The 23,469-nt window shown below is 60.9% G+C and carries 21 protein-coding genes; 10 read left to right on the top strand and 11 right to left on the bottom strand.

What is annotated here, in order from left to right; translation table 11 throughout:
• Positions 1 to 3 precede the first annotated feature (3 nt).
• Positions 4 to 2,157 carry a glycosyltransferase gene (locus ACGGKE_RS18615; protein WP_325233945.1) on the bottom strand — a complete coding sequence of 718 codons (2,154 nt, stop codon included), beginning with the start codon at positions 2,155 to 2,157 and terminating at the stop codon, positions 4 to 6.
• Positions 2,158 to 2,414: 257 nt separating this feature from the next.
• Between ACGGKE_RS18615 and ACGGKE_RS18610 the strand changes: the two genes are divergently transcribed.
• Positions 2,415 to 3,692 carry a hypothetical protein gene (locus ACGGKE_RS18610; RefSeq protein ID WP_325233948.1) on the top strand — a complete coding sequence of 426 codons (1,278 nt, stop codon included), beginning with the start codon at positions 2,415 to 2,417 and terminating at the stop codon, positions 3,690 to 3,692.
• Between the two features lie 80 nt (positions 3,693 to 3,772).
• On the opposite strand, the gene ACGGKE_RS18605 is transcribed toward ACGGKE_RS18610, so the two are convergent.
• A complete protein-coding gene (locus tag ACGGKE_RS18605; protein WP_325233951.1) occupies positions 3,773 to 5,023 on the bottom strand; it encodes a DUF6492 family protein in 1,251 nt (416 codons plus the stop codon).
• 411 nt (positions 5,024 to 5,434) lie between these two features.
• Between ACGGKE_RS18605 and rfbC the strand changes: the two genes are divergently transcribed.
• Genes rfbC through ACGGKE_RS18580 form a run of 5 tightly spaced genes read left to right on the top strand, consistent with a single transcriptional unit; the run spans position 5,435 to position 9,706 of the window.
• The gene (gene rfbC / locus ACGGKE_RS18600; protein WP_325233983.1) at positions 5,435 to 6,001 is read left to right on the top strand and encodes a dTDP-4-dehydrorhamnose 3,5-epimerase; all 567 of its coding nucleotides are present in this window, start codon (positions 5,435 to 5,437) and stop codon (positions 5,999 to 6,001) included.
• Positions 6,002 to 6,014: 13 nt separating this feature from the next.
• Positions 6,015 to 7,070 carry a dTDP-glucose 4,6-dehydratase gene (gene rfbB, locus ACGGKE_RS18595; RefSeq protein ID WP_325233954.1) on the top strand — a complete coding sequence of 352 codons (1,056 nt, stop codon included), beginning with the start codon at positions 6,015 to 6,017 and terminating at the stop codon, positions 7,068 to 7,070.
• A complete protein-coding gene (rfbD, locus tag ACGGKE_RS18590; RefSeq protein ID WP_325233958.1) occupies positions 7,067 to 7,978 on the top strand; it encodes a dTDP-4-dehydrorhamnose reductase in 912 nt (303 codons plus the stop codon). The genes rfbB and rfbD overlap by 4 nt, the downstream gene beginning before the upstream one ends.
• Positions 7,975 to 8,850 carry a glucose-1-phosphate thymidylyltransferase RfbA gene (gene rfbA / locus ACGGKE_RS18585; protein ID WP_325233960.1) on the top strand — a complete coding sequence of 292 codons (876 nt, stop codon included), beginning with the start codon at positions 7,975 to 7,977 and terminating at the stop codon, positions 8,848 to 8,850. The genes rfbD and rfbA overlap by 4 nt, the downstream gene beginning before the upstream one ends.
• A gap of 37 nt (positions 8,851 to 8,887) precedes the next feature.
• Positions 8,888 to 9,706 (top strand): class I mannose-6-phosphate isomerase, encoded by an 819-nt coding sequence (locus ACGGKE_RS18580; protein WP_394443443.1) that lies wholly within the window; start codon positions 8,888 to 8,890, stop codon positions 9,704 to 9,706.
• A 156-nt stretch (positions 9,707 to 9,862) separates the two neighbouring features.
• Here ACGGKE_RS18580 and ACGGKE_RS18575 read toward each other — a convergent pair whose 3' ends face one another.
• The 6 genes from ACGGKE_RS18575 to ACGGKE_RS18550 form a co-directional block, all read right to left on the bottom strand.
• Positions 9,863 to 11,356: a phosphomannomutase gene (locus tag ACGGKE_RS18575; RefSeq protein ID WP_325233966.1), complete on the bottom strand. Its 1,494-nt coding sequence runs from the start codon at positions 11,354 to 11,356 to the stop codon at positions 9,863 to 9,865.
• Between the two features lie 35 nt (positions 11,357 to 11,391).
• Positions 11,392 to 12,477, bottom strand: coding sequence for a mannose-1-phosphate guanylyltransferase/mannose-6-phosphate isomerase (locus ACGGKE_RS18570; RefSeq protein WP_325233969.1), 1,086 nt, complete (start codon positions 12,475 to 12,477; stop codon positions 11,392 to 11,394).
• A gap of 181 nt (positions 12,478 to 12,658) precedes the next feature.
• The gene (locus tag ACGGKE_RS18565; RefSeq protein ID WP_394443440.1) at positions 12,659 to 13,138 is read right to left on the bottom strand and encodes an RES family NAD+ phosphorylase; all 480 of its coding nucleotides are present in this window, start codon (positions 13,136 to 13,138) and stop codon (positions 12,659 to 12,661) included.
• Entirely contained in the window at positions 13,135 to 13,569 is a 435-nt protein-coding gene (locus ACGGKE_RS18560) for an antitoxin Xre/MbcA/ParS toxin-binding domain-containing protein (RefSeq protein WP_325233980.1), read from the bottom strand. The genes ACGGKE_RS18565 and ACGGKE_RS18560 overlap by 4 nt, the downstream gene beginning before the upstream one ends.
• 121 nt (positions 13,570 to 13,690) lie before the next feature.
• Entirely contained in the window at positions 13,691 to 13,918 is a 228-nt protein-coding gene (locus tag ACGGKE_RS18555) for a conjugal transfer protein TraD (protein ID WP_394443438.1), read from the bottom strand.
• A gap of 37 nt (positions 13,919 to 13,955) precedes the next feature.
• Positions 13,956 to 14,258: a conjugal transfer protein TraD gene (locus ACGGKE_RS18550; RefSeq protein ID WP_394443448.1), complete on the bottom strand. Its 303-nt coding sequence runs from the start codon at positions 14,256 to 14,258 to the stop codon at positions 13,956 to 13,958.
• A 176-nt stretch (positions 14,259 to 14,434) separates the two neighbouring features.
• Here ACGGKE_RS18550 and traA point away from each other — a divergent pair, with 176 nt between their 5' ends.
• The 3 genes from traA (at position 14,435) to ACGGKE_RS18535 (ending at position 19,274) form a co-directional block, all read left to right on the top strand.
• Positions 14,435 to 17,500, top strand: coding sequence for a Ti-type conjugative transfer relaxase TraA (gene traA, locus ACGGKE_RS18545; RefSeq protein ID WP_394443436.1), 3,066 nt, complete (start codon positions 14,435 to 14,437; stop codon positions 17,498 to 17,500).
• A 13-nt stretch (positions 17,501 to 17,513) separates the two neighbouring features.
• Positions 17,514 to 18,224: a DUF6118 family protein gene (locus ACGGKE_RS18540; protein WP_394443433.1), complete on the top strand. Its 711-nt coding sequence runs from the start codon at positions 17,514 to 17,516 to the stop codon at positions 18,222 to 18,224.
• A gap of 237 nt (positions 18,225 to 18,461) precedes the next feature.
• Positions 18,462 to 19,274: a phosphotransferase family protein gene (locus ACGGKE_RS18535; RefSeq protein ID WP_394443431.1), complete on the top strand. Its 813-nt coding sequence runs from the start codon at positions 18,462 to 18,464 to the stop codon at positions 19,272 to 19,274.
• A gap of 142 nt (positions 19,275 to 19,416) precedes the next feature.
• Here the strand turns inward: ACGGKE_RS18535 and ACGGKE_RS18530 are convergent, their stop codons facing one another.
• Positions 19,417 to 20,370, bottom strand: coding sequence for a tyrosine-type recombinase/integrase (locus ACGGKE_RS18530; RefSeq protein WP_394443429.1), 954 nt, complete (start codon positions 20,368 to 20,370; stop codon positions 19,417 to 19,419).
• Between the two features lie 209 nt (positions 20,371 to 20,579).
• Here ACGGKE_RS18530 and ACGGKE_RS18525 point away from each other — a divergent pair, with 209 nt between their 5' ends.
• Positions 20,580 to 21,137: an integrase core domain-containing protein gene (locus ACGGKE_RS18525; protein WP_394443427.1), complete on the top strand. Its 558-nt coding sequence runs from the start codon at positions 20,580 to 20,582 to the stop codon at positions 21,135 to 21,137.
• A 29-nt stretch (positions 21,138 to 21,166) separates the two neighbouring features.
• On the opposite strand, the gene ACGGKE_RS18520 is transcribed toward ACGGKE_RS18525, so the two are convergent.
• Positions 21,167 to 22,423: a hypothetical protein gene (locus tag ACGGKE_RS18520; protein ID WP_394443425.1), complete on the bottom strand. Its 1,257-nt coding sequence runs from the start codon at positions 22,421 to 22,423 to the stop codon at positions 21,167 to 21,169.
• Entirely contained in the window at positions 22,420 to 23,469 is a 1,050-nt protein-coding gene (locus ACGGKE_RS18515) for a glycosyltransferase family 4 protein (RefSeq protein ID WP_394443423.1), read from the bottom strand. The genes ACGGKE_RS18520 and ACGGKE_RS18515 overlap by 4 nt, the downstream gene beginning before the upstream one ends.

Below are 23,469 nucleotides of genomic sequence, written 5' to 3'. Positions count from 1 at the left end.
ATGTCAGGATGTCAGGTCCACCAGGCTCATGGCTTCGTACAGCTCCTGTCGCGCGACTAAATTCTCCGGGGTCGCATAACCGATGGAGCGCAGCCCGATGACGAAATCACGATTGTCGCCCTCATATCGAGGGTAGGGGCCGGTCACGTCGAAGCGCAACTGGATCGCGCCGTCGTCACCCGCCTTGGTCATCAGCCTGATGACCTGGCCCGTGGCCACTTCCTGCAACCGGATCGCTCTCATCGCGTCGTTTTCTGCGTTGAAGATCGTCAGCATGCAATCCTGGCTACTTGGTGCCACCGACACCTGTAAATAGACCAGCAGCGAGGCGCCTGCCGTCATGCCGGTAAGGATACTGAAGCTGGGATTGGAACCTTTCATCCAAACCCCATGGTCTTCCGATCCGTAGAGATGGGCGGATTCGATCAGGATGCGCCTTGGGATGTCGAAATATGATTTGATATCGATTGTACTGCCGGCCTTGGTCCGTAGCGAAAGCACTTTGCCTTCCTCCAGACTGGTCTGAAACGGTATGATATCAGCGGTTTGATAGAATTTGACCTTACTAAGAAAATTACTACCTACATCCTGCCATGTTGTTGGAACGAACTGGTCGCGGATCATCTTGGCACGGGCATCGCGATAGCCTTTGTCCGTTATCATCCGCCGGAATATCTCGATGCCTTGGGTCAGGTTGAAGGGATCAACATATTCAACCAAGTCGCCGCCGACTTCCGGAATGGACGATGTGTCAGAAGCAATGCAGGGTCGGCCATGCAACAGGCTTTCGCCCACCGGCAGGCCCCAGCCTTCGACAAAGCTGGTGAACACCGAAAAGTCGCAATTAGCATATACCGCGTTCAGTTCGCCGTCAGACAGGTTGTGGGCGATATGCAGGCGGCCATTCAGGTTGTTCGTGGCCTTGAGCACATCCATGAGACCGCTGATCTTCCAACCATGCCGCCCCACGAAGACGAGATCGGGAACATCCACCCCCTCGGCCATCAGGCGCCGCCAGACATTGACCACATAGAGATGGTTCTTGCGCGCTTCGATCGTCGAGACATAGAGAACATAGCGCTTGCCCTTCACCTGGCGCAGCTGCTCGGGCCACTCAACCGCGTCGTCTGCGGATTGGGTCAGGTGATGGGCCAGCGGCACGGTCTGCATCGGTATGGGACGGCCGCCATTTTTAGCGATAAACTCCGCTAGGGCAAAGCGTGACGCATCGGAAATGGTTAGAATGAAGTCGGCAACCGCGCATAGCTCGCAGATCGCCATCGAAAAATCGGTGACTAATGCCTCGTCGCAGAATTCGGGGTGGGTGACAGGGATGATGTCATAGACATAGGCCCCGATCCGCACGCCATCGCGTTTGGACCGGATGAATTCCCGAATGCTGTTGCCCAGCCCCCAGAAGGCGCCCAGCAGGATGATCGTGCTGCCATGCGACGGGCGCACCCGGACGGCGTCATTCTCGCAGGATAGTATCATGGCGCGCAGGATGTCATGGTCAACCTGCTTGCCCGACGCATAGTCGATGATGCGCAGCACTTCGGCATTGTCGGCCATCCAGAACTCGCCGGCGGGCAGCACATGTTCAAGCGCATTGCCGACGATGAAGCGGGCATCGACGCCCTCATCCTTGATGGCGTGCAGCGCGATGCCGGCTTGGACCCGTTGAATCCCCGACATGGTGACATGTGCCTTCAGATAGCCGAACAAATCCTGGATCGCGAAAAAGACAGTCCCCTCACCCATTTCCGCGGCTGCGCTGACTTTGTTGTCCTTGCGCAGCAAGCGGATGTTGCGGATGGCTTCGGCGTTGGGCGCGACCTTGTTGACGCGTTGATAGGCGGCCAGTGCCTCCTCCAGGCGGCCAAGCCGGCGCAGCAGATCCGCCAGATGGATGTTGGCGTCGGGATCGTCCACATCCAGATCGACCGCCATCTGATAGGCTTGAGCCGCTTCTTCTAAGAGCCCTTGTTCCTTCCAAGCGTGACCTAGCTGGACCCAGATGGCCTGATCGCCACTATTCTCTTCGAGATGCTTGGTGTAGGCGCTGACCGCATTGGGCCAGTCCCCTGCGTCGCGATACTGGTTCCCCTTGCGGCGATAGTTGACTTTTTGTTTGTCGTTCAGAAACTTGGAAAGCATTCTGTGCTCCATACAAGACCTGGAAAGATCATGTCTTTGATCACCCCCCCGAAGGCCGGCCCAAGTTACCCGCAAAGCTGGGGTGGCCGGTCATGCATGGGACTGTGGCAGCGATTATCGCAATGGAATGGTTTTTGCCAGTCATAGTCGGGATAATACAGATCGCACCTGATGCGCAGGCGGTGCCGTATTCTTGTACGCGGGAACGGCAAGTCCCTCACTTGCGTATAGCCTTAATCAGGCGAGGCGGATATAGGATGAAAGCAGCGGTTATAGCGGGCGTCGCAGCACTAGGTGCGGCAGCGGCGGTGACGATGGCTCCATCAAGCGAAAATCCCCTAGCGCCACAGCGGGTTGCGTCAACTTCGCAAGCGGGTAAGCCTGGCATGCCAAGAAAATTGTCAATAGATGCGGCCGAGCCGCTTGCCGAACCAGCCTGCAACGCGACATCCTTTGCGCAATTGCCAGGCAACCCCAGCATGTTCATCGGACGGAGGCTGGTGACGATCGAAGGCAAGCTGGCAGGCGTGTCCGGCGCAAACGACTGTAGCGGCGGCGATCCGGCCAACGAGGCGAAGGGGCGTCCATTCAACCGCTGGGGTCTGGTGCTTGACCGCTTCGACTGGAAGACACATCGCTTCATCAGCACCACGGCGCTTCTCGACACCTCGATCGATCCCCGCACCGGCCAGACTCATGCGCTAGTAACAGGCGGTCCCATGCGCGGCCTTCGCATTCGTTCAGCCTATGATCCGACCGTCGCGTTGCATGATAACACCACCTATGTCGCCTTTGAATGCACTGTAGAGAACGGTAGCAAATTCAATGTCGATCAAACATCGTCCTGTATCAGCGTCTACGACCCCAACACCGGCAAACTAGACATGGATCGTACGCTGGTCATTCTCGGAGGTATTCAAAAGGGGGCCATCGGCGAAGTGGCAGCGGTGCCCCGACTACTGGCCTTCAAAGGACGCTTATATCTTTATTGGTCGGCGCTGAAGGTGGGAAAAGCCGTCATAAACAGCTCAGCTGTCCGTGGCGCTGAACTGACTGTGGTGAACGGGATTCCTCAAATTAAGGGAGCCGTAGGGATGGTCCGCCCATTCGATCCATTGTCTGCCGAGGTGTGGACACTTGGCCGGGACGAGATGAGCAACCAGATCGCCAATCTCATGGGCTTCTGGGTCGATGGCGACTCCATAATTGCGTTCGCCGCCCTTGGCGGGAGAGGCTGTAACGATCCTCTTGGCAAGGTTCGTGGCTGCTATCGCCTCGCTGCAAAGCGTAGTTCCGCTCCACTAGGCCAAAACACATTCGGCGGAGGTGATGATGTCGATCTTGGCCTGCCCACCAATCCTCAGGAATATGCCGCGCTGGTTGTCGATCCCCAAGGTCGTCGCTGGTTGATGGGGCATTTCATCCGACCACCCAGCAATGGCTTTGCCGATCGCATCCCGGCGCCGCCGGCTGCTTATTGGCGGACGAATAAGCGTCAATCGGCATTGGTGTTGGTGCCCATAAAGGGGTCTTAACACGAGTTACAATGAAGCATCAGAGCGCGCCAATATTCGCCGCCTGTGCATTTTTTGCGCCTCTCCGCTAATGTGGCTGTTCACGTCGCCAAGCAAGCTAGGTAGGTCTGCATCGGCTGCAGGTCGTCGCAAGCCGGTTTTTGGAAAAGATAGCCGAAAAAGCCGTCGTCTCCGGTCGGCGGCGGTTCATCAAGTAGGTGGTCTGCCTCGACGATCGGGCGGAATATGCAGGGTTCGATCGGTTTGAACAGATCGGGATGGCAGTAGGTGACGAACGCCCCGTACCAAGCAAATTCATAAGGGCACAGATTGATCAGGCCAACGAAATTGCCATAGCCAAAATCGGCGGCCTTCGCTTCCAGAGCATGGCAGATATCGGCATCGAATATGCCGTTGCAACCGATATAATGATATTTGAGCGGCTCGCGCCGAGATGTGAAATGAGCATCAATGGCGTCGAATGCGACGCTGGCGGAAACAAGTTCGCCCTGTAGCCAGCATTGTTCTCCGGTATTGCTGAAATGGCGCTCTATCTCGTCTCGGTCCTGCGGGCGGGCGGTCGTGCACAGGATGCCGTCACGGAACATCGCCGTAGTGAAATCGAAAGACCGCGTGAAGAACTGGGCCGAATCGCAGGTCAGATACTGACGGCAGAGGCCGAGCCTGGAAAAGGCCAGCTTGACGACCTGCTGGACCTGCCAGCCCGTGAACCCAGCGGGCGTCACATTGTCGCTTTTTGCCAACACCCAGTCCTCGTATAGGGTAATCGGCAATCTATCGATGAAACCAATGGCATGGGCGCTGGCAAAAAGCCTGTCGAACAGCCCTTGATCGTCCCTGGGGATAACAAGGTAGAAGGGAATGTCTGGCTTCACATGGGACAGACATGAACCAAAAAGGACAACCGACCAGTGCGCATCGCTGGCATAGCTCTTGTTCAGCAGAGCATAGTCTTTGTCTGCGTCGCGTTCCTGGATATGAACACCCTGGAAGGCGAGCCGCGTGTTCGCCGCGACGGCCAGTCGGATTTCGAGATCATCAACATCCTCCGGCAGATGGAGCGAAAAAATGCTGATGATGCCGGGTCCGGCCTGGACCGTGATGTCGCTTTTCGCCAATTGGCGTGCGCCGCTATCGCAGGCCACATCGACAAAGGCGAGCATGCCGCCATCGTCCACCTCGCCTAATATGGCGATGGTGTAGGTGCCGGCCTTTAAGGGACGATAGGGGCCGCAAACCAGGAAACCGGGTCGGTCGATCGTTCGAATCCGCTGATCCTGGCGCTCTCCGTTCAATATGTAGCCGACATAGTCATCGATCGTCAGCACCATGCTGTGAAGAGGGCGCCTCGGAGACGTCGGATTTGGCGTGATCATATTTTGAGGGGGCTGTCCTCGAGAATGACGCATTGTTGTCGCCCAGGCTTTCGTTATTGCGGATAGTCTCGCGAAAACCTGTGCCATCCGTCTTTCAACCAGCCAGGGACGCAATCGTGCTTGCAATGCCGAAGAAAGACGAATGTGACAACCATTATTGAGGCGGGAAGCCATTGGGACGAGATAGCTCGGCTGAGCTGTTCCACCGCGAAAATCGTGACCCTGTGGCGCAAAAGCGGGATATTGTGGGATCGTCATCGTTGGCAGACCCGGCAGAGGGCCACAACGCTTGGCTGTGTACGGTCTTTCCGGTAATTTGAACGGTGGGCGTCCAAGCTGGGGATGCTTGCGATAATGCACTATGATATGTCACCACTCAGACTAATAAAGCCCATGCGGCACATGGATGCGCGTGGGTGGTTCACAGAAGTTTATTCCGAACCGGCTTTTGTCGCTTTGGGCATCGAATGTCGGTTTATTCAGGATAACCACTCCTTGTCCGCCCCGCGTTTCACTTTACGGGGTTTGCATTTCCAGACGCCACCTCGCGGTCAGGACAAGCTGGTGCGATGCATCCGCGGTCGTATTTTCGATGTGGCAGTGGATATTCGCAAAGGGTCGCCGACCTATGGGCAATGGGCCGGCGCCGAGCTGTCTGCTGAAAATGGCTTTCAGCTTTTCATCCCGATCGGCTTTGCCCATGGATTTCTGACGCTCGAGCCGGATTGTGAAGTGAGCTATAAATGTTCCGATACCTATGCACCGGATTATGACGGGGGCGTTCGCTGGGATGATCCGGCGATCAGTATCGCGTGGCCAATACCTGACGGCATAGTGCCGGAATTGTCCTCTAAAGATGTGATGCATCCTCTACTGGCCGATCTTGACAGCCCCTTCGCTTATGACGGCCATCCACTCCTGCCGCTTGATTGAGGAATGTAGACCCATGCGCGTGATCGTCACCGGCGGTGCCGGCTTCATCGGCTCGGCCCTCGTCCGCTATCTGGTGCTGCGAAAGGACTATGATGTCCTCACCATCGACGCGCTCACCTATGCCGGCTGCGAGGCGTCTCTCCAGGAAGTCGAAGGGCGCAACAACCATCGCTTCCTGCACGCCAATATTTACGACCGCGCCGCGATGGACCAAGCCATCGCCGAGTTCCGGCCCGACCGCATCATGCATCTCGCCGCCGAAAGCCATGTCGATCGCTCGATCACCGGCGCGGCCGACTTCATCCAGACCAATGTGGTGGGCAGCTTCACCCTGCTGGAGGCCGCCCGCGGCTATTGGAATGGCCTGGACCCACAAGCTAAGGCCGCCTTCCGTTTCCTCCACGTCTCGACCGACGAAGTCTATGGCTCGCTGGGTGACGAAGGCCTGTTCGAGGAAACCACGCCCTACGATCCTTCCTCGCCCTATTCGGCGTCTAAGGCCGCGTCCGACCATCTGGCGAAAGCTTGGCAGCGCACCTATGGCCTGCCGGTGGTGGTGTCGAACTGCTCGAACAATTACGGCCCCTATCACTTCCCCGAAAAGCTCATTCCGCTGACCATTCTAAACGCGCTCGAAGGGCGCAAGCTGCCGGTCTATGGCAAGGGTGAGAATATCCGCGACTGGCTCTATGTTGACGATCATGCCCGTGCGCTCGACCTCATCATCGAAAAGGGCGAACCGGGCGAAACCTACAATGTGGGCGGCCGCAACGAGCGCAAGAATATCGACGTGGTCAAGCGCATCTGCGACATGCTCGACGAACTGCGCCCCACCGACACGCCCCGCGTCGAGCTGATCGAATATGTTACCGACCGCCCCGGCCATGACGCCCGCTATGCGATCGACGCGACCCGCCTAGAGAACGAGCTGGGCTGGAAGGCCCAGGAGAATTTCGACACGGGCATCGAAAAGACGGTGCGCTGGTATCTCGACAATGATTGGTGGTGGCGTCCGCTGCGCGACCAGTATGACGGCCAGCGCTTGGGCCTCGAGAAAGTCAAGGCATGAGAATCGCCGTTACCGGGACGGCGGGGCAGGTCGTCACCAGCCTCCTTGAACGGGGTAAGGCCGCCGGGCATGAGGTGATCGCAATCGGCCGCCCTGACCTCGATCTGGCCGATCCCGCCTCAGTCATCCGCGCGCTGGAGGCGACGAAGCCCGACGTGATCGTCTCGGCCGCCGCCTATACTGCGGTAGACAAGGCGGAGACGGAACGCGATTTCGCTTTTGCCGTCAACGGTGCCGGCGCCGGCGCGGTCGCACAGACGGCCAAGAAGCTCGGCGTCCCCGTCATCCACATCTCGACCGACTACGTGTTCGACGGGACGCTGGACTGTCCCTATGTCGAAACGGATCCCACCGGCCCCACCGGCGTCTATGGCGCATCAAAACTGGCGGGTGAGCGGGCGGTGCTGGCCGCGAGCGACAACAGCGCGGTGCTGCGCGTCGCTTGGGTCTACAGCCCGTTCGGCGGCAATTTCGTCAAGACGATGCTACGCTTGGCGGCCGACCGTGACGAGCTGGGCGTGGTCGGCGATCAGGTGGGCAATCCCACCAGCGCGTTGGCGATCGCGGATAGTATCATTCAGGTAGCTACCAATATGGTAGCTGATGGTAGCCCGGCGCTGCGCGGCATCTTCCACATGACCGCATCGGGCGAAGCGAGCTGGGCCGATTTTGCGCAAGCGATCTTCGCCGCATCGGCGGCGCGCGGCGGTCCGTCGGCATCGGTGCGGCATATCGGCACCGCCGATTATCCCACACCCGCCACTCGGCCCGCCAATTCTCGCCTCGACTGCACGCGGATCGCCCAGGCCCATGGCGTGACGCTGCCCGACTGGCGCACGTCGCTCGATGAAGTGATGGACCGGCTGCAGCCGGCGGCCGACGGATTATTGGGAACTTTGAAGCTATGAAGGGTATCATTCTTGCTGGGGGCAGCGGCACGCGCCTCTATCCCATGACGCTGTCGACCTCCAAGCAGCTCATGCCAGTCTATGACAAGCCGATGATCTATTATCCGCTGACCACGCTGATGCTGGCGGGCATCCGCGAGGTGCTCATCATCTCGACCCCGCGCGACCTGCCGGCCTTCCAGTCGCTGCTGGGCGATGGCTCGGCCTGGGGCATGACCTTGGACTATGCGGTGCAGCCCAGCCCCGACGGCCTGGCGCAGGCCTATATCATTGGTGCCGATTTCGTCGCGGGCCAGCAGTCGGCCCTCATCCTTGGCGACAATATCTATCACGGCCACGGCCTGCCCGAAATCCTCGCCAGCGCTTCGTCGCGCAAGGAAGGGGCGAGCGTCTTCGCCTATCATGTCAACGATCCCGAACGCTATGGTGTGGTCAGCTTCGACGAAGCGATGAAGGCTGAAACCATCGAGGAAAAGCCCGAGCAGCCAAAGTCCAACTGGGCGGTCACCGGCCTCTATTTCTACGATGAAAAGGTCGTCGATATCGCCGCCAACATGAAGCCCTCGGCCCGTGGGGAGCTGGAGATCACCGACGTCAACCGCGTCTATCTGGAACGCGGCGACTTGCATGTCGAACTCATGGGACGAGGCTATGCCTGGCTCGACACCGGTACGCCCGACAGCCTGCTCGACGCCGCCGAATTCGTTCGCGTTCTCGAAAAGCGCCAAGGCCTCAAGGTCGCCGCACCCGAAGAAATCGCCTTCCGCCAGGGCTTCATCGACGCCAACGGCCTCGAACAGGCGATCGGCAAGCTCGGCAAGTCCGACTATGGCCGCTATCTTCATGGGATTATGTTGACAGCGATAAAGTGACTCGAAAGAGAATCCGTGCCTAAAAAATCGGGATACTGTGTCGATGCAAAAGCTTGTTCCCCATTATGTCGAAAAGCCATGGGGCCGAACCGACCTTCCGCCGATCTTCGCGGCCGCTGGCGCAGGCCGCCAGATCGGCGAAGTCTGGTTCGAAAGCGGCGACGGTCGCGATCTGCCCCTGCTGGTCAAATATATCTTCACCAGCGAACGGCTTTCGATCCAGGTGCATCCCGACGATGCGCAAGCCTGTAACAAGGGGCTGGCGCGCGGCAAGGAGGAAATTTGGTATATCCTCGATTGCAAACCTGGCGCGACGCTGGGCATTGGCCTCACTGCGGCCATGACCCCCGATCAGTTCCGCGCCGCCGCGCAGGATGGATCGCTCGAACAGTGGATCGACTGGAAGCCGGTCAAGCCGGGCGACTGCTACTTCATCCCGGCGGGCACTGTCCATGCGATCGGAGCTGGCATCACGCTCGCTGAGATTCAGCAGAATGCCGACGTCACTTACCGCCTTTATGATTATGGCCGCCCACGCGAACTGCATCTCGACGATGGCGTCGCGGTCAGCCGCCTCACGCCCTATGAGCGCGCCCTGATCCAGGCGCGGCCTGGCGCTGAAACCCGCCTAATTGGCGAGGACGAAGCCCCCTTCTCGCTCGACCTCGTCCACTGGAGCGAAGACCAGAGCCTCAGGGTGCCGGAAGGCAAGCAGATGTGGTTTACACCCCTCAGCGGTGTGGGACAGGCGAATGGGCTGGTTTGGGAAAGGGGGGATTGCCTGCTGCTGGAGGGGAATTGCGATTTCACGATCGCGCAGGGACCGGTTTCTGCCCTGCTCGCCATTCCGCGCTAGCGGCCTGCACGGCAAGTCCCTAAAAGGAAACAGGATAGTGTGCGATCATCCCAACCGCATGCGCACGAAAATCGATCTTTTGTAAGGACTTGCAAAGCGCAATATTGCGAATAACTGCTTCACTCGCTGTTGCTTTCGCCGTCCGCGCCGGACCGGTCAGCCCGGAATAGGATAATCTCGCACCAGCACTAGCGCCTGCCCGTTGAGCACCGCCGCCCGTTCTGCGCTGTCGCTTTCGGTGTAGCAGCGCAGTTCCGGCGCATTGCCGCTAGGCCGTAAGTGTATGATGTCGCCGCCGGCAAAATGGATGCGCAGCCCGTCGGTTCGGTCGATCCTGTCCGCCTCGCCCGCGATGTCCCCGAACATCGCTGTCAGCCGCGCGAGGACATCGGCCTCGTTGCCCTGTTCCAGATGGGCAATGAGCGCCTGGCTCTGCGCCGTGGGATAGGCCTGCAACCGCTCGCTGAACGTATAGCGTTCGGGCAACTGCGCCAAGAGGGCGGAGAGCGCCACCCCTTGCCGCCCCGCTTCGATCAGCGTCGCGAGGATCGGCAACACCGCATCCCGCGTCGGCAGCGCGCCCAGCGTCCCACCCGCCGCCACCACCGGCGTCGCCAGCAGGAAGCCGCCATTGGCCTCATAGCCGCACACGCTCTTCTGCCCCTCGGCTGCGAGCGCGTTCATCGCTTCGATGACAAAGGGCGATCCGATCCGGGTGCGGCGCACCGCGTTGAACAGGCCCGATAACTCGACCGCGCTGTTGCAGCTCACCGGCGTCGCCACCGCGCCGATACCCAGCGCCCGCGCGCACAATATGCCCAGCACGTCGCCGCGCATCCAGGCGCCGCTTTCATCGGCCAGCAGCGGGCGGTCGGAATCTCCATCGGTCGATAGGATCGCGTCGAGCTTCAGGTCCGCCGCCCATCGCCGCGCGAGTTGCTGGTCTTCGGGCCGGACGGCTTCGGTGTCGACGGGGATGAATTTGTTCGAACGGCCCAGTGACACCGCTTCCCCGCCCAGCGCTTCGACCAGAGCGATCAATATGTCGCGCCCCACCGCCGAATGTTCGTAGACGCCTAGCCTCATGCCTGAAAGTGCCTGGCTTCCGAACGCATCGACATAGCGCGCAATATAGGGCGTCGCGGCATCAACTAGCGGCGCGTCAGGCGCGGTGGGCGCCAGCATCCCCTCGCCATCGAACAGGTCGGGCAGATCGACGATTTGCGCACGGATGCCCTGTTCGTCGGCCTTCAGTACCTCGCCATCGGTGCGGTTGAACTTGATGCCGTTGCGGTCGTCGGGGATATGGCTGCCCGTCACCATCAGCGACGGAATGCCCCGACAGAAGCCATAGGCGGCTGCCGCAGGCGACGGCACGAAGCCGCAATTATCCACCGCGCCGCCCATATGTTCGATCGCCGTGGCGCAAGCCGCCATGATCCGGGGACTCGACGGCCGCAGGTCGCCGGCGATGGCGACATGGGTTCCCGGGCCGAACTGGCCGATGATGGCAAGATGCTGTAGAAAGGCCTGCGTATAGGCAAAGCATACCCGATCCGTCATCGCCGTAACAAGGCCGCGCGCGCCACTGGTGCCGAACGCGACGCCGGACTGCGCCATGAGGTCGGCGATGGAAACTCTCTGGGTCATGGCAATCCGCTGCAATGGGAGAAAGACGATTGGGGTCAGCTGGCGGCTTTGGCGGCGTCGAGGGCCTTGAGAGCCTCCGTCACCTTGCGGACCTTCTGAGATTCGCCCCTTTTCAGGATCATGATGTCGCCCTGTGCTACGACGACGATCAGATCATCGACATCGACCAGCGTGACGCGCGGCCCATCGCTATGGACCAAGCAGTTGCGCGCGCCGAGCAGCAGCGCGTCGCCGCGCACGGCATTTTCATCGGTGCAGCGGGTACTGACGGCGTGCAGGGAATCCCAGCTCCCGACATCCGACCAGCCCATACTGACCGGCACGCAGGCCACCTGTGTTTCCCTCTCCATGATCGCATAGTCGACCGAATCCGACGGGCAGGCGTGGAAGGCCATAGCGTCTGGAAAGATATGCGCCCCGTCCCGCTTCGCCTGCGCCATTGCGGTCTTGACGGCCTTCAGCATGTCGGGCTGGTGCGTCTCCATCGCGGCCAGATAGGCCTCGGCGCGGAACAGGAAGATGCCTGCATTCCAGGCATGATTGCCCTCGTTCAGCATTCGTTCCGCATTGGCGACGTCAGGCTTTTCGACGAAGCGCGCGACGGCATGCACACCATCGCCGCACAGATTGCCCATCTGGATATAGCCATAGCCGGTTTCCGGCCCGTTGGGTGTGATCCCGAATGTCACCAGCCAGCCCTGCGCGACCAGCGGCAGAGCGCGGGCGATTGCTTCATGAAAAGCGGGTAGGTCGGCGATGACATGATCGCTCGGCATAATCAGCAGCGCATCATCGTTTTGCGCTTCTAGGGCGGCGAGCGCGATGGCGGGCGCGGTATTGCGACCGATCGGTTCCAGGATGACCCGATAGTCGGCGATGCCGCTCTTTTGTAGCTGCTCGTCGATGATGCTGGCGTGAAGCGCGTTGGACACCAGGATCGGACGACCGACCAATGCGTCCTCAAACCCTCGCGTCCGCACCGCTGTTAGCTGTAACATGGTTTCATCCGCCGTCAGAGGCAGCAGCTGTTTGGGACACTCAGGCCGGGAAACCGGCCAAAGGCGTGTGCCCGATCCACCGGACAGGATGACGGGGACGATATTCACGGAATCGCTGGACATATCTCGCCTGAAATTAAGAGCCAATTTTCTGTATGCGGTGCGCCCCCGCAATAGTCTCGAACGTCATGGGCAAAAACAGAAAGCTTGCCAAGTCTTTAAAAAAGACATGTCACAGAACGGTTACAAGGTGAGATGGACCTGCTTTTCGGGCGTTAAAGCTTCATCGTACAGCCCTTCGCTCTCATCCATAAAGCCGCTCGTCCCACCAGACCGGTTCGGGCAACTCATGGATGATGCCGGCAGCGTCGGGATGCAACGGGTTGATCAGGATGTTACGCTCCACCCGCGCCACCATCGATGGCACGATCAGAATGGCGCTGCGCTGTTCCGCATACCAGGCCTGCCCGAATGCCTTGCACAGCCCTTCATCCTTTCCGTCCCAGCCCGGATGGGCGGCGGTCTGAAAGATTTCATAGCGTATACCATTGGGGATGGTGATGCGGATATGATGCTGGTTGGGCGGCAGCACGCTGCCCGCATGGACCAGCTTTTCCAGCATCGCCGTCGAATAATGTTCGGACGTGTAGATGATGGGGCTGAGCGACGTGTTCCACCGGCCCGGATACAGCCGCGCTCCTTCACTGTCGTAGACGGGGTGGACGCCATCGGGATCGCCGATGCGGTAGGCGGTTAGGATCCTGTCCGTCCGACCGCCGGTCACACGCCCCCGCCATAGGCGGCGCGGCCAAGCAGGTTGATGACGAGGTCCGCGCCCGGACTGGTCGCCAGCGCTACGTCGAGCGGGGCTTTCCCGTCCAGCATCGGATGCGGGCGGCCGAGAAACTCGCGTGCGCGCTCCGGCTCGCGATAGATGTCGAGCGCGAAGCTGAACACCTTAGCCAGACGGGCGAGCCGGTCTCCCTCCTCGCTCGTCAGCCGCTGGGTGGCGGACTTGCGCCGGCGGTCCAGCGTCGCCTTGGGAATGAGGCGAAATTTGAAGCGTGCGTCGCCCGGTGCCACGCTGTCGGCCAAGCGATCAAGCGCCGCGACGGGCAGCCCCTTCTCGATCGAGGATGGCAGCATCAGGCGTGAAGAATGGACTCCGGGCTTGACGCCGAGCAGCGTTTCGACGCTGTTAGGCTGCATCGCCATTTGCACTCCTGTTTCAAATGAGGAAAATATAAGCATCATATGATGCAAAAGCAAGTGGAGCAAGCAAGATTGGATCACGGCGCTGCTCAGCGTCAGCCGGCAGAGCAGCCCTTTCGGCTTTTCAGTCCGGCCATTGCGCCTCGGTCCCTTCCGCTTCCGCGTCGAACGCGCGTTTGCCGCGCCGCTTCCAAAGCACGAGTATATTGCCGTCTTCGCGCGCCTTAGCCGCCAAATCGAGCATTGCGCCGTACAGGGTAGCGCGATCGTCGTCGGCGAGATCGACGAGGCCGGTTTTCTGGACGAGACCGCCCAGCTCGATCAGGTGGCGGGTGCGTTCGCGGCGAGCCAAGACCCATCCTCTCGTATCTCTGCGGCGCTGTCCGGCCTCAGCCCTGCGAACCGCCTGTGTCAGCTTCGCCTGCGCCGCCATCGTTGCTCGCAGCGCCACGGCCGCCTTTGCGCCCACGCCGTTGAAAGAAGGCACCGCCCTTCGCGCGCCATGCCTCCTTTCCTTCCGCGTTCGCTTCGACGGCGGCGACGAGCGCGCCTGCCAGTGTCTCAATGTCGAGGGCATCGGCCCCGGTCGCCGTGACCAGCTCACCGAGTTGCTGGACCTTCTTCGCCTTGATCGACTTGGCCTTGTCGTTCAGCGCTCGCAGCTCGGCATCATAGTCGCGCGTCTTTCGCATCATCCTCTCCCTCGCGCCCGCCTAAACAGATGCCGCAGCGTAACATGATCGCGCTTGCAAGACAGCGGTTCCATTCAGAAATGCGGCGAAGTCAATCACGCGAACGGCAGAAAGTGTGAGTGCGCGCTTATACGTCGTTGCCGACGTGCGCTGAGAGAGGCAGTATAGCGGCCGTAATGGCGATCTACCATTTCTCGGCCAAGGTCATCAGCCGCGCCAACGGATCGAGCGCGGTTGCGTCGGCCGCCTATCGTTCAGCATCCGAGCTGTACGATGACCGGCTCGGACGTATCCAAGATTTCTCGAACAAGGCCGGAGTCGTTCATTCCGAAATCATGCTGCCCCAGGGCGCACCGGAGCGTTTAAACGATCGCACGACCCTGTGGAACGAGGTCGAGGCCGGCGAAAAGCGCAAGGACGCACAGTTGGCGCGTGAGGTCGAGTTCTCGATTCCGCGCGAGATGAACCAGAGCCAAGGGATGCAGCTCGCCCGCGATTTCGTCGAAAAGCAGTTCGTCGAACGCGGGATGGTCGCGGACCTCAATGTGCATTGGGACATGGGCAAGGACGGGCAACCGAAACCCCATGCCCATGTCATGCTGTCGATGCGCGAGATCGGCCCGGAGGGCTTCGGCCGGAAGGTGCGCGAGTGGAACAGCACGGCGCTGTTGCAGGAGTGGCGCGAGGCATGGGCCGATCATGTCAACGAGCGCCTGTCCGAGCTGGATATAGACGCCCGCATAGATCACCGGACGTTGGAGGCGCAGGGCATCGACCTAGAGCCGCAACATAAGATCGGGCCGATGGGGGTGCGGCGCGAGCTTGAGGGCGAGGACCATCGCCGCGCCGACGATCATCTTCGCATCGCGCGCGAGAATGGCGACAAGATCATCGCCAATCCCGACATCGCGCTCGACGCGATCACGCGGCAGCAGGCCACGTTCACGCGGCGCGACCTGGCGCAGTTCGCGTTCCGGCACAGCGACGGCAAGGATCAGTTTGCTCGAGTGATGAGCGCGGTGCGATCCTCGCCCGAGCTGGTGGCGCTGGGGCGGGACGGGCACGGCGACGATCGCTTTACCTCCCGCGACATGATCGACACCGAGCAGCGGTTGGAGCGCGCCGGCGATCGGCTTGCCGATCGGGCCGGGCATGGTCTCTCGGCGGCGTCTCAAATGGGGGGGCGAGACACCGCCGAGAGTGGAAGCCTTGCGCTGGGAAGCCAGCAGAAGGACGCGCTGGCGCATATCACCGGCCAGAACGACCTGGCAATCGTGGTCGGCTATGCCGGCACCGGCAAATCGACCATGTTGGGGGTTGCGCGCGACGAATGGGAGCGGGCGGGCTATCAGGTGCGCGGCGCGGCCCTGTCGGGGATCGCGGCCGAGGGGCTTGAGGGCGGCTCCGGCATCGCCTCGCGCACGATCACCAGCATGGAATATCAGTGGGGGCAGGGCCGCGAGCTGCTGACCAATCGCGACGTGCTGGTGATCGACGAGGCCGGCATGATCGGCACGCGCCAGATGGAGCGCGTGCTGTCGGAGGCCGAGAGGGCAGGGGCCAAGGTGGTCCTTGTCGGCGATGCCGAGCAGTTGCAGGCGATCGAGGCCGGCGCTGCGTTCCGCACGCTTGCCGAGCGCCACGGCGCGGCCGAGATCAACGAGGTTCGCCGGCAGCATGAGGACTGGCAGAAGGACGCCACGCGCGCGCTGGCGACGGGCCGGACCGGCGAGGCGATCCATGCCTATGCCGATCATGGCATGGTCCACGCGGCCGAGACGCGCGAACAGGCGCGGGCAGAGCTGGTGGAGGGCTGGGATCGCGCTCGCGTCGCCGACCCCAACAAGACGCGGATCATCCTCACCCATACCAATGCCGAGGTGCGCGACCTGAACCTAGCCGCGCGCGATCGGCTGCGCGGCACGGCCGAGCTGGGGCCGGACGTGCGCGTGTCGGCCGAGCGGGGCGCGCGCGAGTTCGCGACCGGCGACCGCATCATGTTTCTGAAAAACGAGCGCGGGCTAGGGGTGAAGAACGGCACGCTAGGGAAGGTCGAGCGCGTGTCGCCCGACAGCATGGCCGTCCGCCTCGACGATGGCCGCAGCGTCGCGTTCGACCTGAAAGATTATGCCCATGTCGATCATGGCTATGCCGCAACCATCCATAAATCGCAGGGCGTGACGGTCGATCAGGGGCATGTGCTGGCGATGCCGGGGATGGACCGCCATTCGGCCTATGTGGCGCTGTCGCGGCACCGCGACGGGGTGCAGCTCCATTACGGCCGCGACGATTTCGCCGATCAGCGCCAGCTCTCCCGCACGCTGTCGCGCGAGCGGGCGAAGGATATGGCGTCCGACTATCCGATGTATTGGGATCGTGACGACCATGATTTTGAGAGGCGCGCGCAGTCGTTCGCCGATCGGCGCGGGCTGTCGGGCGAGATTCGCTTGGCGGATGCGCCCGAGCGCAAGGGCGTGGAGATCCTCGCGCCCCGCGCGGGAACCATGCGCCCTGCAGGCGACCATGATCGCGCGCCTGGTGATGCTGGCGACCGCATCGGCGCCGCGGCGAAGGCCGGGGCCGAGCGTCAGCCGCGGCGTGGTATGTTCGAAGGCTTGAAGCTGTCGTCGCGTACGCCGACACCGGCGAAGGAAGCCCCCGCTCGCGCCGATCAGGGCCATACCCATGATTTCCGGCGCGCAGTCGAGCGCGCCTCGCGTTCGGCCGAGACGGTGTTGCAGGCGCGCGCGTCGGGCGGGCCTGTTCTCGAGCATCAGAAGGTCGCGCTCGAGCGCGCGACCGAGGCGCTGGACCAGATCAGGCCGGGAGCCTCGCGCGATATGGCGTCGGCGATGCAGCGCAATCCCGGCTTGCTGCGCGAGGCGGCGGCGGGGCGCAGCGGCCCGATGGTCGCGGCGATCGGCGAGGAGGCGCGCGTGCGGGCCGATCCTAACCTGCGCGCCGATCGGTTCGTGGAGCGCTGGCAGGGGCTGAAACAGGAGCGCGACCGCCTTTATCGCGCCGGCGACATGGCGGGCCGCGAGAAGGCGGGCAAGGACATGGCGGGCATGGCGAAAAGTCTTGAGCGCGATCCTCAGGTGGAATCGATCCTGCGCGGCCGCACCCGCGAGCTGGGGCTAGAGATCGGCATGAACCGGAGCCGCGACATGAGCGGCGGCGAGCTGGGCCGCCAGTTGACGCAGGAACTTGGCATCAGCCGCGATCGGGGCATGAGCCGTTAGGAAAGGGACACGCATGGATGAGGACGACGGGCAAGGTGAGGATGGCGCGGCGCGGGCGTTCGCCCAGCTCGGCCGCGAAGTGTCGTTGTTGCGCGCCGCCGTCGAAGGTCTGACCGCCGCCCGCGAGAATATCGACATTCCCGATTACGAGCCGACGCTTAAGCGCACCGAAAATGTGCTGGGGGTGCTGGCCCAGCAGATCGCGGCGATGCGGAAAAGTCCTGCCTTGGCGATGGACCCGGCGCATATGGCGGGCGAGATCGCATCGGCCGCAACGGGTGCGCGCCGCGAGGATCAGCGCCTTATCGCCGAGGCGCGCACGGCGTTGGACCAGACCGCGCGCGAGATCGGGAACCGGCTCGCGTCAGCGCGGCGGGGCGACGAGCAAAATCGCTCGCTCTATCTGTTCGGCGGTAGTGGCGTGGTGCTGGGGCTGGTGCTTTACGCCGCCTTTGCGGGTTGGCTCGCACGAGCAACACCGGATAGCTGGCGCTGGCCCGAGTACATGGCGACACGAACGCTGGGTGCGGCGACGCAATGGGATGCGGGGCAGCGTTTGATGCAGAGCGGCGCGCCTGAGAGCTGGGGATTGATCCTCGCGTCCAACCCGCTCGCCGAAGGCAACCGCGAAGCCATCCAGCGGTGCCGCGAGGCGGCCGAGAAAGCGAAAAAGCCGGTGCGCTGCACGATCGAGGTGAAGGGTGGTGATCCCGTTGCGCCATAGCCCATCAATAATCGATCGGAGTGTGTCGGTTTTTGCAGCTTGTTAGGCAGCAGTCATTTGCTCGCAACGAGGTATGACATCTCGCCAATGGGGCTTGAGATGATCCACTGCCACCGTTCAGCGGAAGTGAGGTCATGCGGCAAGCGAAAGAAAGCAGGAAGGGTAAGGCAATTTGTAGTGCCGAGTAACAATGCATCGAGACTGTTTGAGGCGGGCCTGCTCTGTTAACAAAATAGGATGAACGATCAGGCGTCTCAGCTGTCCTTCCTCGCCAGCGGTGCGAGTGCAGATTTGTTCGACATTGGCGGGGATCAGGTGGTCAAGCTGTTCCGCGACAGCGTCTCGGACGAGATGATCGCACGCGAAGCTTTGACATCCGCCCGAGCGGCAGCCAGCGGCGTGCCGACCGCAGCGGCGATCGGACGAACGACATGGGACGGGCGTCGGGCCATCATTTATCCACGGCTGCACGGTCCGACATTGATGGACTGGATCCGTTGTAATCCGATAAGGGCTGGATGGGCGCTCGACCGCATGGGTGTGTTGCACGGCGCGATGCACCGGGTGCCAGGCAGGACATTGCGATCACTTAAACAGGTGCTGGCGACGGATATTACCCATGGCCCTGCATCACATGCGCTGCAACGGTCAGCTATCGCCTATCTTGACCGCCTGCCGTATGGCGATGCGCTGACTCATGGCGACTTTCATCTCGGCAATGTTATGATGACCTCAGGGGGCCTAGTAGTGATCGACTGGTCGAAGGCCGCAGTGGGCCATCCGGCGGCGGACGCGGTGCGATCCGAGATGCTGATGCGCTTTGGCATCGGGCCTAATGATTGGGTGACGAGACTGTGGCGAGACTGGGCGGCGGCTCGATTGCGGAGGAGCTATGCGGCGGTGTCCGGCGTGACCGCTAGCGACATTTCTCAATGGCGGCCCATAGTCGCGTTAGCTTGGCTGCGCGCCCGAGACGCTGGACGGACGCCGGCATTCATGCGCTATCTAGCCAAGGCTCTGGCACAGGCAGGGTTGCCATCGCTTCGTTAACGAAGGCAGGCTGGAATGCGGCGGCGGGCCGAGCACTTTTTTCCGTCTCGCCTGAGCCATCCGGTGGCTTTGCAGGAAGGCATAGGTGTCACCCGGCTTCCTCAAGGTATTGCTGGAATTGAGGAACTTCTGGATCGGGCGCTCAAATCCGTACCCGCTCTACTTCGGCAAGGCTGATCTCGTCGCGCCGCCGGTCATAGAGCTGGGTCGTACGGGTCGAGCTGTGATTGGCCATGGCGGCGGCGTTTTCGAGGCTCCCGCCATTCTTTAGATAGGTAGTGATGCCGGTCGCACGGAAACTATGGTTGCCGATCCGCGTCCCGATCCCGACGTTACGAGCGCGGCGGCGGACCATGGCATGGACTTCGGCCTGCCGCAGCGGGGTGGCGCTGAGCGCTTTTGTGCCACGCGCGATCGTGCGGAACAGCGGTCCCCTGCCCTCGTTGATTCCGCACGTCTCTATATAAGAGAGCAGATAGTCTTCGAGGATGTGGTGGCAGGGCATCTCATGCCGCTTGCCGCCCTTTTCATGCAGGCGCAGCCAGAGCCGTCGCCCCTGCACGAATACATCGTCCCGTTTCATCGCCAGCGCCGCGCCCACCCGTGCGAAGCTGTAGATCATGATCCCTATCAGCGCCCGGTCGCGCAGCCCGGCCGGCGTCGAAATGTCGATGGCGTCGAGCAGCGCGCGTGCTTCCTGCGCCTCCAACACCGGTGTACGGCCTCTCCGCGCGCTATGCGCCGGGCCGCGGACACTGGCGGCGGGGTTGGTCGCGATCACCTGCCCCGTCACCAGCCAGTCGAACAAATGGCGGATCGCGGCCAGGCGCTGCTTGACACTGGGCGGTGCCAGCGATTGCCCTAGCTTCTCCACCCAGGCGGCGACATGTATGGGCACGATTTCTTCCAGGTGGCGTACGCCATGGCTGTGGCACCAGCCTAGAAAGTCCCGCGCCGCCTTCGCATAGGCGCGCCTGGTATTGGCATTGCGGATATTAGCGGCGAAAAATTCAAGGAAGCGAATATGCACATGCGGCTGCGCCTCCGCGACGATCGGCGGCAGGGCGAGCACAGGCGGGGACAATAACGGCAGCATAAGGATCGGACCTGGACAGAATATATGTGATAAAGGACATTATCACACATTAAGGGGCGACGACATCTTGAAGTCTGCCCTGGCAGAATTTTTGAAAAAGAGCCTGCCGACATTGAAAAGAATGAAGGAGCCATGAGAGATGGGATTGACCTGCCCCCCGCTGGGTCCCTCGATCTGATGTAGAGTCTGCCCAACGAAGGAGCAGACGAATGAGGAAGAGCCGTTTTACCGAGGAACAGATCATTGGCATGATCAAGGAGCAGGAGGCTGGGCTGCCGACATCGGATGTGTGCCGCAAGCACGGCCTCAGCCCGGCAACGTTCTACAAGCTGAAGGCGAAGTACGGCGGCCTGGAGGTGTCCGATGCCCGGCGACTGCGCCAACTCGAGGATGAGAACGGCAAGCTCAAGCGGCTGTTGGCGGAAAGCGTGCTGGACAATGCGATCCTGAAGTGGGCCAGCGAGAACCGGGTCGAGTGGCATTACATCGATCCCGGCAAGCCGCAGCAGAATGCGTTCATTGAATCGTTCAATGGGTCGCTGCGCGACGAACTCCTGAATGAGGAACTGTTCAACAGCTTGGCTGACACCCGGCGCAAGCTGGCGGTCTGGCGGTACGACTACAACAACGTTAGGCCGCACTCGTCACTGGGGAACCGAACACCGGCACAAGCGCGCCGGGCGCTCCTGCTAAATGGAGGCGTCACACCCGGCGCACTTGTGCCGGTGGCGCAGCACGAATATCAAACCGGCGGACTCTCATTATGACCGCGGGACCGGGGGGGCAGGTCAGTCCCCTATTCGGTCGTTGCCGCTGTTACCCGGGCGCTCACCTCTTTCCTCACATGTTCATTGTCCATCAATCCTGCCATCCTCCAAGAGACGCGCTGGACCAACCGCCTATCTACCCACCCGCGTCGCAATGTCGTTAGATCGCCTTTGATGCGGAGGATTTTATCGAAATACAGGTCGAACCGATGCACCTTCTCGAGATAACTGCGTCCGCGGGCGCCATATGCCGAAAAGAGTTGAGGATCGCTGATCGCACGCTCCAAAAGTGTGACGAGATCCTGTTGCTCCGTCCGTTGCGACACCTTGAAGACGACATCATCTGGCAGTTTTCCGTACCATCCGATGTCGGTCACAACTGACGGCAGGGCGAATTCGAAAATGCGAAGCTGGCTCGAGGATGCTTCTCCCATTGTCGGAAAGCGAAGATTGATCGCGAGATGAGACGATCGCAGCGCGGCCTCGAGTTCGGCGTCGGTGACAAAGCCGTGCATCACGACCGAACGTTCGACACAGGCTTCCTCGATAAAGCGCATGTCTGCTTGGTCCAGATTGACTTGTCCATAGATATGGAGTTCTATTGGATAAGTCTTGGCAAACGATCGTACGATCTCGACCACGGGGCGAAGCCTTCGATTGCTCCCCATGAAACCGAACATGATGAGTTTCAGGGTGTCGCCTCGTTTAAACTCTGTCCGGTAGGGCTGGCTTGCTTCAAAGAAGTGTGGCAGATCCACATGGTACACGGGAACATCCGCCTGGGAGCGGAAGATCGGAAGATCCGTTGGGTTGTGCGTGACGAGCGCAAGCGCGTTCTCGGCGAAAAGATCCCAACTCTGGGCTTCGACTTCGTCACCGACATTTGGATCGACGAGCGCTCTCTTGAAACGTTGGAACCCGGCCGGCCCGTTGCGCAGGACGACCTTGCGTGCAATAAGGTCGTACAGGCTGGGCGAAGTGATATGGGCGCCCCGGATCAGTCCCGACAGGTTGCGGTCATGTAACACGCAGACCGACGGCACACCGAAGGCATAGCGCATGCAGCCGGAATGATGGAGATGATTGTTCCCGATGTGGACGACGTCGAGCGTCTCGTCATCGTCCGTTGGCTGGCGCAGGTGATGATGCCAATTATGAGCGTTGGCATCGTTTTCGAGGTCTAGAACCGAAAACAGGCCAGTGCCTCGCAAGCGATCGGCTACTTTGCTGTTGAGATTGGCGATCTCGCTGGCGCGTGGCGCGAGCGGAGTTATGAAACGGATCATTGGGAAAGGAGCTTTGCGACGGTCTCGGGCCAAGTGATATTGAGGCTGTGAATATGGGCTAGGGCGTTGCGGCCCAGGCGGCGCGCCGCATTGACGTCGAGCCAGAGCTTGTCCAGCGCTGCGGAAATCGAGATATCCGTGAGATCGGTGACGATCCCTGTCTGATCGTCTAAGACGAACTCCAGCGGGCCGCCGCTGTCATTAGCTGTGATGACCGGCTTCCCTGCGTAAAATGCTTCTAGTGTGACATAGCCATAATCTTCATCCTGCGGCGAGAACAGTACGCCCCTGCACCGATTGTATAAGCCAATTAGCTTCGATCGATCGATCATGCCGGTGAACGAAACGTCCTCATGTCGCCCGGATTTATGGAGATAATCGCATATTTTCTTATAATAGGCTCCGTCTTCAATCGGGCCAGAAATTATGATCTTGGGGCGGGAGGTGCAGCGCGATAGCGCTTCGACGAAGAGATGCTGGCGCTTCGATGGATTGATGCGGCTCGGCAGAAGAAAAAAATCACCGTATTCTTCAGGCTTCAACGCGTTGGCATCCGAAACGGGTGGGTAAAGAACCTCAGCATCGCATGGCAGCTTTTGATGAAGACGATCTCGGACGTTCTTCGAGATCGTGAAGATGCGCTTATGATCTGGCAACCAGCGGTTATCCCCACTGATCACGGCATCACGCACGACTTCCCCCATAGGGTGTACGTTGAGGTCTGCGGTTCCGGTGTCCCACATGTCGTAAGCGGAACGATGCTGATGGACGAGCCAGAGCGTCTTGTTTGGGTGTGGAGCGAAGTATGAGGGAAATTTCAACGTGATGAGCCGATCGATTTTCTGACCATTAGAACTGGTCAAATCAAGCAGCCGGCTCCCTACAATCGCGTCGAGCACCGACTGGGGAGGATACCATTTAAACGGAACACGAACAAGATCGACCTCATGGCCACTCGCAGCGATCGCATCCACAAGGCCATCTGCAAGAACTTCGGCCCCCCCGCGTATAAACGGCACTTGTGCATTTAAGACAACTACTCGCAT

The organism is Sphingobium naphthae (genome assembly GCF_043589935.1).
In the GTDB taxonomy this organism is placed as follows: Bacteria; Pseudomonadota; Alphaproteobacteria; order Sphingomonadales; family Sphingomonadaceae; genus Sphingobium; species Sphingobium naphthae_A.
Note: the sequence above shows the minus strand (reverse complement) of the source record. Positions and strands in the feature narration are given on the sequence as shown.